Raw genomic sequence first — 13,901 nt, forward strand, 5'->3', positions numbered from 1 at the left:
ATGACAAGGAAGGGTGATTTATTTATAGATAAAACCGTTCACTAGGTTTTCCAGATACTCCTGCTTGCCGGAAACCGGCTGTGGCTGGATATTCTGGGTGAGCGCATAGTCTGCCAGAGATGCCAGAGACAAATTTCCCTGAAGAATTTTTTGTCCCAGTTCGGTATTCCAGCCCGCGTAGCGACTTGCCACATGGCCTGCCAGTACATCATTTTGGAGCATGGCTGCCGCACGCTTGAGTGAGAGTGCCATGGTATCCATTCCGCCAATATGGCCGTGGAACAAGTCTTCCCCATCAATTGACGGACGGCGGACACGGGCATCAAAGTTGAAGCCACCGGTTGTGAAGCCACCAGCTTTCAGGATTTCGTACATCACCAGTGTGTTTTCTTCGACACTATTCGGGAACTGGTCGGTATCCCAGCCCAGTTGTGCATCACCGCGATTGGCATCAATCGAGCCAAACAGACCCAGCGAGGTTGCAGTGGCAACTTCATGGTGGAAGCTGTGGCCGGCAAGCGTCGCGTGGTTGGCCTCGATGTTCACTTTAATCTCATTTTCCAGGCCATACTGCTTCAGAAAGCCATATACAGTCGCAGTATCATAGTCGTACTGGTGTTTGGTGGGTTCTTGTGGCTTCGGCTCGATCAGAATGGTGCCTTTAAATCCGATCTTATGTTTATGCTCGACCACCAGCTGCATCAGTCGGCCCAGTTGTTCACGCTCCTGACGCAGATCTGTATTGAGCAGTGTTTCGTAACCTTCACGTCCGCCCCAAAGCACATAGTTTTCACCGCCAAGGCGTTGAGTGGCGTTCATGGCATTGAAAATCTGAGTGGCTGCATAAGCAAAAACTTCAGGGTTTGGGTTCGTGCCTGCACCATGCATATAGCGAGGGTTTGAGAATGCATTCGCTGTTCCCCAAAGCAGTTTCAGGCCGGTTTCTGCTTGTTTTGCTTCCAGTACATCAACCATGGCAGCAAAGTTGTTCGCATATGCTTTGATTGAATCGCCTTCGGGTGCCACATCCGTATCGTGGAAGCAGTAATATGGGACGTTGAGTTTAGAAAAAAACTCAAATGCCGCGTCAGCTTTCATTTTAGCCATTTCCATGGCGTCACCTGCCTGATGCCAGGGACGATCAAAGGTGCCGGCACCGAATACATCTGAACCTGGCCAGCAGAAGTTATGCCAGTAGCATGCAGCAAAGCGCAGGTGCTCTTTCATCGATTTGCCCAGGATCATTTCGTCCGGGTTGTAATGACGGAATGCAAGCGGGTTCGTTGATTCAGTCCCTTCAAATTGTACCTTGCTGATGTTTTTGAAAAATTCAGTCATAGTCTTCATCCATATACGTCGGTGGTCTATTCGAGAGTCATCTTTTGCTTTTTTTAGCGGCTCAGCAATTATGAAATTTGATAGTGAATTTCATGGATTTAACTAATGTGCTCTGGCTCTCGAAATAATATCTAAATTACGTGGGTTTGATATTTGTGATTTTTTAACTGATTGATTTTTCATGTTTGGAATGAATGGTTATTGAAGAAAGTACTGTTGGCTTCACACATGTGAAATATCGTAAAACTGATGTCATTTTGCATAAATTGATTTGAGAGGATAATTCATAACAATAAACAGGATATTAAAAAAACAAATAACCTGTACCTCTGGAGAAATATATGGAAATGATAAAACTAACGGCAAAGGAAAAAATTGCCTATGGCCTGGGTGATACCGGCTGTAATTTTGTCTGGCAGACGGTCATGCTATTCCTGGCTTACTTTTATACCGATATTTATGGGCTATCGCCTGCCCACATGGGCACCATGTTCCTTCTGGTTCGAGTCATTGATGCCGTGACAGACCCAGTGATGGGGTCCATTGCTGACCGGACCAAAAGCCGGTTTGGACGATACAGACCTTATCTGGCCTGGGTCGCCGTTCCTTTTGGTATTGCCTGCACGGCAACATTCTATACCCCGGATGTCGGCGAAACCGGGAAAATCATTTATGCGTATGCGTCTTATATTTTCCTGACCCTGATGTATACGGCGATAAACGTCCCTTACTGTGCGATGGCGAATGCACTGACGAATGATTCAGGGGAACGGACTTCCTTGCAGTCATACCGCTTCGCATTGAGTACCGCTGGTGGTTTGATTGTTGCCCTTGTTGCTTTACCTCTGGTTGATGTTATCGGCGGCGGTGACAAACAACTGGGTTATCTGGGGGCTATGGCTGTGATGGGAATCGGCGCGATTGGCTTGTTCTTTTATAGCTTTTCCAATACCAAAGAACGCTGTTTGCCTGAAGCAAACGAAGTGCAGCAGTCGGTGCTTGCAGATATGAAAGTGCTGTGGAAAAACACACAGTGGCGGGTGTTGTTTGTGCTGAATGTACTCCTGCTGACCGGCGTTGTTCTGAAAGGGGCTTCCACCATGTATTACGTCAATAACGTGATGGCACGTCCGGACATAGCCACCCTGTTCATGGTGGTTGGCATGCTGGCCAACATATTGGGTGCGATTGGCTCTGCGCCGGTCCTGGGTCGGTTTGATAAAGTGAAAACCTACCGGGTTCTGATCGTGCTCTCTGGATTTTTGTCTGCGGCACTCTTTTGGGTTGAACCGTCGAATATCGTCATGGTGTTTGTGCTTGTGATCTTGCTGGGTATTGTTCAGATGAGTACCACGCCATTACTGTGGAGCATGATGAGTGATGTGGTGGATTACGAGAAAACCCGCAGCAACCGTGCGCTGGGCGGTATGATCTTTTCAACCAATCTGTTTGCTATCAAATTAGGCATCGCAATTGGCGGCGCCATGGTCGGCTGGATTCTTGCCGCTGTCGGTTATGTCGGCGGGGCAGAAAGCCAATCGGCAGAAGCTGTCGTCTGGATTAATTTGCTCTATACCGTTTTCCCTGGTGTGATTTTCGCGCTGCTGGCACTGGTGATGGCTTTCTATGATCTGGATAGTCAGAAGCTGAAGCAAATTAAAGCGCTGCTGGCATTGGATGCCAAGGACACTCAGGACGTTGCAGTGAAAGTTCATCATGCAGAGTTAGGATAAAGCGATGTGTATTTATAAAGACCCAGCTTATTCTGTTGACGAGCGAACGCAAGACTTGCTCAGTCAGATGACGCTGGAAGAAAAAATTGCTCAGATGCATGCGCAATGGCTGATGCTTGATCCTGAGGGAGCGCATCAGGAAAGGGAGATGGAATTTACAGGGGATGCTGAGCGTGCGGACATCAAAACAAGATTGCAGCATGGCTTAGGCCAGATTACCCGTCCACTCGGGACCCATTCGGTTGATGCAAAGACGGGTGTGGAAGCATTAAATGCACTGCAGAAGTATCTGGTGGAAGAAACGCGCTTGGGGATACCTGCCATTTCGCATGAAGAATGCCTGGTCGGCCTGATGGCAAAAGGAGGGACACTGTTCCCTTCGTCACTGAATTATGGTCATACCTGGAACCCGGCGCTGATTGAACAGGTGGGCGAGGCGATTGGGCAGGAAATACGCCAGGTTGGGGCACATCAGGGCTTGTCACCCGTGTTAGACGTGTCTCGTGATGTTCGCTGGGGACGAACCGAAGAAGTACTGGGAGAAGATCCCTATCATGTCGGTGTACTGGCGACTCGCTATGTGCAGGGTTTACAGGGCAAGAACAGGGATGTACTGGCGACCCTGAAGCATTATGTGGGCCACTCCTTCAGTGAGGGGGCACGTAACCATGCGCCGGTGCATCTGGGTTTCAAAGAGCTGAATGACACTTTTATGCTGCCTTTTGAAATGGCGGTCAAACTGGGTAATGCCGGGTCAGTCATGCCTGCTTACCATGATATTGATAACGAACCTTGCCATGCGTCGTACTATCTGCTGACGACTGTGCTGCGTGAGCGCTGGGGGTTTGATGGTTTGATTGTTGCCGATTACGGCGGTATTGATCTGCTGGCTTCTCATCATGCGATTGCTGCTGATCGGGCAGAATCTATCGCACTGGCATTGAATGCCGGTCTGGATATTGAGCTGCCGGATGATTTGTGTGCGCAGTCGATTCGGGATGCGGTCGAGCGGGGTCTGCTCACGGAACGTAAAATTGATGAGATTGTCGGCCGTATCTTGTCGGTGAAATTTCAGTTGGGGCTGTTTGAGCAACCGTATACCGATCCTGCGAAGATTCGCTTGCAGCAGGAAGGCACCAAAGCCGTGGCTTATCAGGTGGCGCTTGAGTCTGTGGTGATGACAGAAAATCAGGGTATTTTGCCTCTGGCTCCTGAGACCTCTGTGGCCGTGATTGGTCCGACTGCAGATGATCAACTGGCATTATTAGGGGGTTACAGCTTTCCGGTTCACTTGATTCTCAGCAGCCTTGAAGAGAAATCTAAAGTTGCCAAAACCATCAGGGAAGCGATTGAGGAACGGTTTCAGACGACAAGCTATGCTAAAGGGTGTGACATTCTTACCGAGCGGAGTGCGGGTGCGCCCGTGTTTCCGGGAGATGTGGATCTGGCATTGAGTCAGACTCAGGAATCCCCGGTGTCGATGGATCGCTCGCAAATCAGTCAGGCTGTGGCAGAAGCGAAGCAGGCGCAGGTGGCTGTCGTCTGTGTCGGAGATCTGGCCGGTTTGTTCCAAACGGGCACTGTTGGCGAAGGTTCGGACGCAGCCACGCTTGATCTACCGGGTGTGCAGCAGGCGCTGGTTGAAGCTGTGATCAACACAGGGACGCCAACCGTGGTCCTGGTGACTGGTGGCCGGCCATATAACCTGAACGGCTGGGAAGCGAAAGCCGCCGCTGTGCTTTACTGCTGGGCGCCTGGTCAGGAAGGGGCTGATGCGATTGGCAATATTCTTTGTGGCGCCGCTTCTCCTTCGGGGCGTCTGACGTTATCCATTCCTAAAAATGTCGGTGCAGTTCCGTATTATTACAATCACAAACTGAAAAGTGGGGGGACACCCATTCCCTACCATTTTGGCTCGAAATACAATTTTGGCTATGGTCTGACGTATACCTCATTCAGATACGACAATTTACGCTTACATACACCGGAAGTGGATATTCATGGGGATGTACGGGTGTCAGTCGATGTGACCAATACGGGGGATCGCCGAGGCTGCGAAGTGGTTCAGTTATATGTCCGTGATAAGCTGGCTTCTCAGGTGCGGCCAATCCGTGAATTAAAAGGGTTCGAGCGGGTTGAACTTGATCCGGGCGAGACGGCCAGCGTGCTTTTCACGCTCCCTGTCGATATGCTGAATTTCACCAATAATCAGCATGAACGGATCGTGGAGCCGGGTGAATTTGACCTGATGTTTGGCCATTCCAGTTCAGAGATTGTACTGGTTGCGACCGTGAGTGTGACCGGCAATACGCGCGTGCTCCCCCAGGATTGGAGAATGCTCAGTTGTGCTCAGGTTGAACGTATCGGGTAAATGATTCACAGGTTGAGTTCCTGAAAGCACGCATGGTAAGAAGCCAGTCGACTTTGCTGACTGGCTTCTTCTTTTATCGGGGCCGGTTATTTGGCGCGATTCAAAATCAGCGTTCCGGTGGGGGCGTGCGGTGCAATGAACCAGGGGCGGGGCATAATATCCAGACCCAGATTGCGATCATACTTGGATTCAATGTCCAGCAAGGGGGTGTAAGTGTCCATTTCGCTCTGGCTGGTGTAAACCAGGACATAGTGAATTGGGGTGTTGTACTGACTGAGCGGCAGGGTGATTTCCAGCCGATCCGGCTCCCGGTAGGAGAAAGGGCGGTAGCGGTAGGCGGTCAGGCTGTCAATCAGCAGGAAATCTTCGGAATACAGCTGTACTTGCGGGGCAAACACGGTCTGGCTGACCAGACTCGTCAGCGTCAGATCCTGCCGTCTGAGCTGAGGGCTGAGTTGTATCAGTTTGACGAAACTGCGCCCGGAGGAGAGTTCGATGATCACATCATCGGTGGAGAGGGTAAACAGGACGGGGAGATCATCGCAGCAGTCCAGTGAAGGTAATTCCCTCACGACGGTAAACAGCCTGGTCGCAGACGCTAAGTGCTGACGCGCATTTTTGGATTCGGTGACGCTGATATTGGGCACGCCATTGACCGTATTGGGGCTAAATTCGTCGGTTAGCGAACAACTTGATAATGTCAGTGCCAGTAAACAAACAGGCAGGAAGCGCATATCGGCCTCAGCAGTGTGTTAACACCATGCTTCAAACATAGCATTTGCAGCTGCGCTTGAGAGTATTGAGCCAACAGGTCGGTGGTGGTGATCACCGTGAATCAGTCTCAGACTTTCATTTTTGTATTGCAGGTTTTGCAGCGGTAAATCGCCCGGCAGGTCAGTCTTTCCCATACGGTTCTTTTCACTCGGTATAACATCGGATTCTCACAACACATTTTTCTCTTCGCTCGCTCAGCAGGGATGGATGCGGGCAGTGTAAGTCATGCGGTTGCTTATCAATGTGATCTTTATCACGTCAGTTTTATTGGTGACAGAGAACTGACTGTGCTGTGACGTAATATTGACTTAATGAAGCAATTTATTGCTTTTGTGCTTTGTAAACAAGAGATTAAGCAAGAAGGGATAAGGGTGTGTGATTGGCAACTGAGGGCTGATCAGTTGGTGAATGGGAGCGATGCTCCCATCAGTAACAATGTCACAGGTTCAAAAGGTGGGAAAAAGGAAGTCAGAACCTGCTGTGATGTCAGATTTTCGTTTTTTTGTTGCAGCTTTTACAAAGATAGATGGCTTTACAGGTCAATCGTTGCCAGAGAGCGCGTTTAACCCGCATGAGATTGGGGGAATCACAACACATTTTTTTTCCTTTATTCGTGTGTTTGTTAATAGCAGGCCGAGTTTAATGCACATCGTTGCTCAATGGGAAGTGATATTGATCCCAAAACATTGTGTAAAGACAGAATAATGGCGTTGATCAGGCTGATTTTTGACGATTCATTTCAAGGGATTAGCCGTCAATGGCGATTTATTGACGAGATAAAGACATAAAAAATGCCGAAACTGTGTCGGCATGATTGTTTTCGCTTGCTATGTTTATCTGCTGATTCAGCCCAGCGCCAGCCAGATCCCGACGCCCATCATCAAAGTGCCGGCAATCCGGTTGAGATACTGCAGATTGTCCCCTTTGGTCAGGAACAAACGCAGGCTCTTGCCGCCATTCGCATACACCAGTAAGGCAACAAACTCTGTCATCAGGATGATCGTCAGTAAGCCTGCCATTTGCGGTGCCATGGGTAAGTTAATGTTAATGAATGGCGGCAGCAGAGAGATCATAAAGGCCCAGCCTTTCGGGTTGGCAATGGCCGTGATGAATCCCTGAGAAATGAGCTGTCCGCGCTGTGTTACCGTCGGTGTCTCCAGGTTCAGTGACATTTTGCCCCGGTTGCGCCACATATTAATCCCCAGCCAGAACAGGTAAGCGCCGCCCACCCATTTGAGGGCGCTGAACAGCTGAGGATAGTTCAGCATGACTGTCGCGACGCCCATCACTGCCGCAATGGCGACCAGTGCCACACCGAGCAGTTCACCCAACATCATCCAGAGCGCACGTTTCACACCAATGCTCATCCCCAGTGTCATGGCAAGGGTCATACACATACCTGGTGTAATCGAAACAAAGAAAAAAGTAGGGATAAATGCGCTTAATAGGGTGAGATCCAACATATACATCCTGACATATGTGTAAACAAAAACGATTGTCAGTGTAATCAGTTTGATAGTTCGAAGGTAGTGTTTTGTGACACTAACTTTGCCGGGGCACGGGAGCCATGAAAATAAACAGTGAGGCGCTTCACGCTTTATCACTATCACTTTTTTGTCGTCAATCAGCACAGAACGGCGTGATTTTATTGTGAGTCTTGTTAATAAATGGACGGTTTATCAGCAGGTTAGCGAGAAGTCGGTCACTTTCATGAGGCTCACTGGGGAGAGAAGAACTGGACAGAAATTATGATATTTATATCAAAATGAGACTTTGTATATCAATTTGATTTGACGTGGTCGGTTTTTGTGCATAAATTTAACTCAAATGAAATATCTTTAACATCTCGTAAACATCTTTCACTGAGAGCAAAAATATTTCATTCACTGGTTTATTTCTCAATCTGAAGCTTGGTCGCGGTATCACAAGCTGGTGGAAGTAGGTTGAAAGTTCGTAATCCCCCAAACAAAGGAGAGTGGGATGAGCAAGTTACGTGTCATGAAGAAATCGCTTCAGATGGTTACCGCCACTGTTGCACTGTCCATTCTGTCCGCTACCTCACCAGCCATGGCTGAAACGAAAGCGTCAACGCCGTTTAAGTGTAAGCCGGGTGAAACCTATTACATGAACGTGATGGTATCCGGTGTGGAGTACTGGTTCCCTGTCTATGAAATGATGAAGGAAGCCGCACGCTCAATGGGTTGTAAAACTGTCTATACCGGCACGCCGGAATATGATGTGAACAAACAGCTCGCGTCATTTGAGCAGATTCTGGCGAAGAAACCGGCAGGTATTCTGCTGCACCCCATGAACCCGGATCCCTTTATTGAACCGATTAACCGGGCGGCAGAAATGGGGATTCCTGTCGTGACCTTTGCTGCGGATTCGCCTAACAGTAAGCGCGTCTCCTTCATTACCTCGGATAACTATCAGGAAGGTAAATTTGCAGCCGATGCCGTGGCGGAAGACATGGGTGGTAAAGGTGAGTACGCCGTACTGGAGAACCCGGGTCAGGATAACCACGACAGACGCGTCAGCGCCTTTATTGCGCGCATGAAGTCGAAGTGGCCAGACATGAAGCTGGTATCCCGCGCGGCCAGTAATACCGATGCCACCAAGGCGTATAACTCTGTGATGACCATGGCACAGGCACACCCGAATCTGGGCGCCGTCTTCATGCCGGAAGCAACTTCTGCCATGGGCGCAGCACAGGCGGCCAAAGAACTGGGCGGTAAAATCCGTATATTTAATGCGGATGTGAACGCCAAGATCCTCGACATGATCAAGCAAGGCGAGATCTTCGGCGCAGTGAACCCGAACCAGGGGATGCAGGGTTATATGGGCATGATGCTGCTGTATATGGCGGCGCACCCTGGCCTGATTGATCCGATGAACGATCATGACCGCGCCGGATATAACCCAATGAGCGTCCCGTTTGTCGACAACGGTTTCTCCATTGTCACCAAAGCCAATGCTGATGATTTCTACTGGGATAAATACCTGGCGAAACGCGGCACCAAAGGTATCAACGAGTAAGTCCTACCCTGCTGAGGCCCGGTATCCGGGCCTCTTCCCTCAGCATACTCATGGAGGAGAGACGGTGGAAACGTCCAACACAATGCCAGTGCTTGAGATCCGTAATGTAACCAAAACCTTTGGTTCGACAACCGCGCTGAATCATATCCGCTTCGATTTACTGCCCGGTGAAGTACATGCCATTGCTGGTGAAAACGGTGCCGGCAAGTCAACACTGATGAAAATCATCGATGGCATACACCAGCCGGACAGCGGTGACATATTGATCAATGGCGAAAAAGTGGTGGTCAGCAGTCCGTTGGAAGCACAGAAGCTGGGCATCGGGTTTGTTCATCAGGAAATCGCACTCTGCTCGGATGTGTCAGTGGCTGAAAACATCATGATGGCGAAAATCAACAGCTCGGAAGGCTGGCTGGTGAATTACAAAGCCCTGTACCGCGAAGCTTATGAGGTGGTCAGCCAGCTGGCTGATATTGACCCAAGACAGAAAGTGTCTGATCTGACGATTTCTAATCAGCAACTGGTGGAAATTGCCAAAGCCCTGGTGCTGGACTGCAAAATCCTGATCCTGGATGAGCCGACAGCAGCGCTGACTGATCAGGAAACTGAGATCCTGTTTGCCATCATGCGAACGCTGAAGGCTCAAGGGATCAGCATTATTTACATCAGCCACCGGATGGCTGAGATTTTTGAGCAGTGCGACCGGGTCAGCGTGTTCCGCGACGGTCATTACATTCATACCAAACGGATAGAGGACACCACGCCGCAGGCGATTGTTCAAAGCCTGGTCGGGCGTGAAATCGCCAACCTGTATCCGCCGAAATGCCCGGATCAGGTCGAGAATCATCCTGTGATCCTCGACGTTGAAGGCCTGTCAGATGGCCGCAGATTTAACGACATTGATTTTAAAGTCTATCAGGGCGAGATCTTTGGCGTCGCCGGCCTGATTGGCGCCGGGCGATCAGAAATGGTGAAAGGGCTGTGCGGCCTGCATCCCAAGCAGCGCGGTAACCTGAGATTTAACGGCCAGCCGATCGCCATTCACAGTTATCGCGATGCCATCGAGAAAGGCATTGTCTATCTCTCGGAAGACCGTAAAGAAGAAGGTCTGTTTCTGGATTTATCCATCGCCGTCAATGTTTCTGCACTCAAGCTGGAACTGGTGTCAGAGCATGGTTTGATCAGCAAGGACAAAGAATTTGAGCAAACTCAGACCCTGACGGACAGACTCAATCTGAAAAGTGGCAGCCTGCATCATAAGGTGTCGTCACTGAGCGGGGGCAACCAGCAGAAAGTCGCCCTGGCCAAAATCCTGTCGGTAAACCCGAAGCTCATTATTCTCGATGAGCCGACCCGGGGTATCGACGTCGGGGCAAAATCTGAGATCCACAAACTGATCCGTGATCTGGCCAACGCTGGTGTCGGCATCATTGTCATCTCGTCAGAATTACCGGAAGTCATCGGCCTGAGTGACAGAGTCATGGTGATGCGCGAGTCGCGTCAGATGGGACTGCTGACCGGGGATCAAATCACTGAACAGAACATCATGCACCTTGCGTCCGGCTCCGCTGAACTGACGCAGGCAGCCGTACAGGCATAATGCAGGAGAATATAAGAATGACTATTGAACATGTATCGACACCCAGCACTTCAGTCAACACGAGAAAACGTTCCTTCCGCGATGCGCTGGTGCGTGTCAGTCAGATGCGGGAATTTACGCTGATCCTTATCATCGTGGCGATGTTTATCGGTATGAGCTTTGCCTCACCCTATTTCCTGACCTGGGCCAATATGAAAGCCATGCTGCTGTCGTTTTCCACCGAAGGCATTGTGGTGGTGGGCATGACCATGCTGCTGATTGTCGGCGGGATTGACCTGTCAGTCGGCGCGGTGATGTGTCTGGCCATGGTGTTCGCCGCCAAGCTTTTTATGCTGGGCATGAACCCCTGGCTGGCCAGTCTGGCCTCCATCGGTTTCAGTGGTTTTATCGGCTGGCTGATGGGGCTGTGTGTCACGCGGCTGGGCCTGCACCACTTTATTGTCACTCTGGCCTTTATGGGTCTGGCTCGGGGTGCCAGCATGATCATCACCCAGGGCACACCCATTTCGCTGTTTACGCTGCCGCCTGAATTCAAGTTTGTCGGTCAGGGAACCCTGTTCGGTGTGCCGTTCTCGATCATCATTTTCTTTGTGGTGATCATCATCAGTGACTTCCTGCTGCGTAATGCCAAAGCCTTCCGCAAGATTTTCTATACCGGCAGTAACGAGAAAGCCGCGCAGTACTCGGGCGTCAACACCAACAAGGTGAAGCTGTATGTCACCGTGCTGTCCTCCGCGCTCTGTGGTCTGGCCGGGATCATCTATATGTCGAAGTTCGGTGCTGCAACGCCTAACTTCGGGGTCGGGCTGGAGCTGAACATCATCGCCGCAGCGGTGATCGGCGGCGCCAGTCTGAAAGGGGGCGAAGGCACCATCTTCGGGGCCATTCTGGGAATCGCGTTGCTGAGTGTGGTGTCGAGTTCTCTGATTCTGCTCGATGTGTCTGTGTACTGGCAGGAGTTCATTAAAGGACTGATTCTGCTGGCGGCCGTGGCGGCGGATCACCATTTGCACCAGAAGTCGAAAGCCAAATCCTGAGAGGGCTGAACCTATGCAAACCACAACGAAAAGCCTGGATGTGTCCCGCCTGGTGAGCAAGGTGCTGTTCTCGCATTACAAAGAGAATCGCAGCCAGGCGGAGATCTCGAAAAGCCTGGATCTGTCACCGGCCAAGGTGAACCGCATTATCCGCCAGGCGCGGGAAGAGGGGCTGGTCGAAATTATCCTCAATATTCCGCATATGGGGGTGATGGAGCTCGAAAAGCAGCTGATGGCACGTACAGGGTTGCCGAAAGCGGTGCTTTGTCCCTCCTATGCCGATGATCCGGTCGTTGGGTTTACGCAGATTGCTGAAGCAGCGGCGGAATTTTTACAAGACACCCTGCGTAAGAATGATGTCATTTGCATCAGTGGCGGCAAGGCACTGGCCACTATCGTGGATGTGATGAAGCCGGCGAAAGGCATGAATGTGACTGTGGTGCCGGCCACCGGTGGGGTGCAGGGCACGCATTTTACCGATGTGAACTATCTGGCATCAGCCCTGGCTGAAAAACTGGGGGGCCGTTCGATGCAGCTGCATGCGCCCTTGTTTGCCGATACGCAATCGGACCGCGACATGCTGATCAACATGCGGGCCACCAAAGAAGTACTGGAGATGGCCCGGCATGCCGACATCGCGCTGGCGGGTATCGGTGCGGTGGCGAAAGGCGATGAAAGCTATTTCGACCTGCGTCACTGGATCAACGGCGAAAAAGCCCTGGTGGCAGAGAGCCAGTGCAAAGGGGAAGTTTTTGCCCATCTGTACGACCAGTCCGGCTCGGCCTGTATTCCGGCTTTGAACGACAAGCTGGTTGGCCTGTCGCTGGCGGAAATGCGCCAGATTCCGGTCAGTATCGGCGTTGCAGCCGGGGTTGAAAAAGTCGTGCCGATTGCTGCCGCGCTGCGCGGCGGTTTTCTCAACACCTTGATAACGGATGAATCGACCGCGCAAGGCGTACTCGATATCTATTGAAATACAGAAGATGAATTCACTGAAGAGGGATGACCATGAACACAAGACAGTTAGGTTTTTCTGGGATTGATGCCTCCGTGATTGGCCTGGGCACCTGGGCGATGGGCGGCTGGATGTGGGGCGGTACCAATGAAAAGGATGCCGTTGCCGCGATTCAGGAATCGATCACTTGCGGGGTGTCGCTGATTGACACCGCGCCGGCATACGGCCTGGGCCGCTCGGAAGAGCTGGTCGGCAAAGCCATCAAGGGCCAGCGCGATAAAGTGGTGCTGGCCACCAAGTGTGGCCTGGTCTGGCATACGCAGCAAGGCAACCATTTCTTTGATGAAGAAGGCAAGCCGGTGCACCGTTATCTTGGCCGCGATGCCATTCAGTTCGAACTGGAGCAAAGTCTGCGTCGTCTGGGCACGGATTATATCGATCTCTACATCACCCACTGGCAGGACCCGACCACACCGATTGAAGAAACCATGAACACCCTGATGGATCTGAAACAACAGGGCAAGATCCGTGCGATTGGTGTCAGCAATATCAGTCTGGCAGAGCTGAAGCAGTATCAGCGCTTTGGCACCGTGGATGCGGTGCAGGAAAAGTACAACATGATTGAGCGTGAGCTGGAGCAGAGCCTGCTACCGCACACCCGCGCCACCGGGGTCTCCTGCCTGAGCTATTCCTCGCTGGCGCTGGGGTTGCTGAGCGGAAAAATCTCCGCCGACCGCACATTTGACGGCGATGATCAGCGGTTGTCGAATCCTTTGTTTTCCCAGCCCAACCGCCAGATCGTGCAGCAGTTCTGCCAGTCGGTCGCGCCACTGGCCAATGACTATGGCATCTCAGTCGCGCAGCTGGTGATTGCCTGGACGCTGTCACAGCCGGGGATCACCTATGCCTTGTGCGGCGCCCGGAACCCGAGCCAGGCGGCTGAAAATGCGCGGGCCGGAGAGGTGAATCTGGCCGCTGCGGATGTGGATACCATCAGCACGCTGGTGGCTCAGTCACTCAGCCAGTTACAGACGGACTGATGTGATTCCCACCCATT

At 51.3% G+C, this 13,901-nt stretch carries 11 protein-coding genes; 8 read left to right on the plus strand and 3 right to left on the minus strand.

From position 1 onward, the window contains the following. Positions 1 to 18: 18 nt before the first annotated feature. Entirely contained in the window at positions 19 to 1,338 is a 1,320-nt protein-coding gene (xylA, locus tag LN341_RS18010; protein ID WP_234206477.1) for a xylose isomerase, read from the minus strand. Positions 1,339 to 1,679: 341 nt separating this feature from the next. Between xylA and LN341_RS18015 the strand changes: the two genes are divergently transcribed. Together LN341_RS18015 and LN341_RS18020 are read left to right on the plus strand one after the other, a co-directional pair. Continuing rightward, positions 1,680 to 3,071, plus strand: a complete 1,392-nt coding sequence (locus LN341_RS18015; RefSeq protein WP_234206479.1) for a glycoside-pentoside-hexuronide (GPH):cation symporter — start codon at positions 1,680 to 1,682, stop codon at positions 3,069 to 3,071. Between the two features lie 4 nt (positions 3,072 to 3,075). Next, positions 3,076 to 5,442: a glycoside hydrolase family 3 N-terminal domain-containing protein gene (locus tag LN341_RS18020; protein WP_234206480.1), complete on the plus strand. Its 2,367-nt coding sequence runs from the start codon at positions 3,076 to 3,078 to the stop codon at positions 5,440 to 5,442. A gap of 86 nt (positions 5,443 to 5,528) precedes the next feature. Here the strand turns inward: LN341_RS18020 and LN341_RS18025 are convergent, their stop codons facing one another. Beyond that, positions 5,529 to 6,176: a MalM family protein gene (locus tag LN341_RS18025; RefSeq protein WP_046221729.1), complete on the minus strand. Its 648-nt coding sequence runs from the start codon at positions 6,174 to 6,176 to the stop codon at positions 5,529 to 5,531. A 448-nt stretch (positions 6,177 to 6,624) separates the two neighbouring features. Here LN341_RS18025 and LN341_RS18030 point away from each other — a divergent pair, with 448 nt between their 5' ends. Next, positions 6,625 to 6,921 (plus strand): hypothetical protein, encoded by a 297-nt coding sequence (locus LN341_RS18030; RefSeq protein WP_234206482.1) that lies wholly within the window; start codon positions 6,625 to 6,627, stop codon positions 6,919 to 6,921. A gap of 140 nt (positions 6,922 to 7,061) precedes the next feature. On the opposite strand, the gene LN341_RS18035 is transcribed toward LN341_RS18030, so the two are convergent. Then, entirely contained in the window at positions 7,062 to 7,676 is a 615-nt protein-coding gene (locus LN341_RS18035) for a LysE family translocator (RefSeq protein ID WP_234206653.1), read from the minus strand. 520 nt (positions 7,677 to 8,196) lie between these two features. Between LN341_RS18035 and LN341_RS18040 the strand changes: the two genes are divergently transcribed. The 5 genes from LN341_RS18040 (at position 8,197) to LN341_RS18060 (ending at position 13,884) form a co-directional block, all read left to right on the plus strand. Next, a complete protein-coding gene (locus LN341_RS18040) occupies positions 8,197 to 9,252 on the plus strand; it encodes a substrate-binding domain-containing protein (RefSeq protein ID WP_234206484.1) in 1,056 nt (351 codons plus the stop codon). Between the two features lie 64 nt (positions 9,253 to 9,316). Continuing rightward, entirely contained in the window at positions 9,317 to 10,852 is a 1,536-nt protein-coding gene (locus LN341_RS18045; RefSeq protein ID WP_200896227.1) for a sugar ABC transporter ATP-binding protein, read from the plus strand. A gap of 17 nt (positions 10,853 to 10,869) precedes the next feature. Further along, entirely contained in the window at positions 10,870 to 11,889 is a 1,020-nt protein-coding gene (locus tag LN341_RS18050; protein ID WP_046221725.1) for an ABC transporter permease, read from the plus strand. 13 nt (positions 11,890 to 11,902) lie between these two features. Next, on the plus strand, positions 11,903 to 12,862 hold the full coding sequence (locus tag LN341_RS18055) for a sugar-binding transcriptional regulator (protein ID WP_234206486.1): 960 nt from the start codon (positions 11,903 to 11,905) through the stop codon (positions 12,860 to 12,862). A 35-nt stretch (positions 12,863 to 12,897) separates the two neighbouring features. Next, the gene (locus tag LN341_RS18060) at positions 12,898 to 13,884 is read left to right on the plus strand and encodes an aldo/keto reductase (RefSeq protein ID WP_046221723.1); all 987 of its coding nucleotides are present in this window, start codon (positions 12,898 to 12,900) and stop codon (positions 13,882 to 13,884) included. Positions 13,885 to 13,901: the final 17 nt, after the last annotated feature.

Origin of the sequence: Photobacterium sp. TLY01, from assembly GCF_021432065.1 — a bacterium.
Classification (GTDB): domain Bacteria; phylum Pseudomonadota; class Gammaproteobacteria; order Enterobacterales; family Vibrionaceae; genus Photobacterium; species Photobacterium halotolerans_A.

What these genes read in the sequence shown, in the direction of transcription:
- xylA (WP_234206477.1), bottom strand. Translation starts at nt 1,338, where the DNA reads ATGACTGAATTTTTCAAAAACATCAGCAAGGTACAATTTGAAGGGACT.
- LN341_RS18015 (WP_234206479.1), top strand. Translation starts at nt 1,680, where the DNA reads ATGGAAATGATAAAACTAACGGCAAAGGAAAAAATTGCCTATGGCCTG.
- LN341_RS18060 (WP_046221723.1), top strand. Translation starts at nt 12,898, where the DNA reads ATGAACACAAGACAGTTAGGTTTTTCTGGGATTGATGCCTCCGTGATT.
- LN341_RS18020 (WP_234206480.1), top strand. Translation starts at nt 3,076, where the DNA reads ATGTGTATTTATAAAGACCCAGCTTATTCTGTTGACGAGCGAACGCAA.
- LN341_RS18040 (WP_234206484.1), top strand. Translation starts at nt 8,197, where the DNA reads ATGAGCAAGTTACGTGTCATGAAGAAATCGCTTCAGATGGTTACCGCC.
- LN341_RS18050 (WP_046221725.1), top strand. Translation starts at nt 10,870, where the DNA reads ATGACTATTGAACATGTATCGACACCCAGCACTTCAGTCAACACGAGA.
- LN341_RS18030 (WP_234206482.1), top strand. Translation starts at nt 6,625, where the DNA reads ATGGGAGCGATGCTCCCATCAGTAACAATGTCACAGGTTCAAAAGGTG.
- LN341_RS18055 (WP_234206486.1), top strand. Translation starts at nt 11,903, where the DNA reads ATGCAAACCACAACGAAAAGCCTGGATGTGTCCCGCCTGGTGAGCAAG.
- LN341_RS18025 (WP_046221729.1), bottom strand. Translation starts at nt 6,176, where the DNA reads ATGCGCTTCCTGCCTGTTTGTTTACTGGCACTGACATTATCAAGTTGT.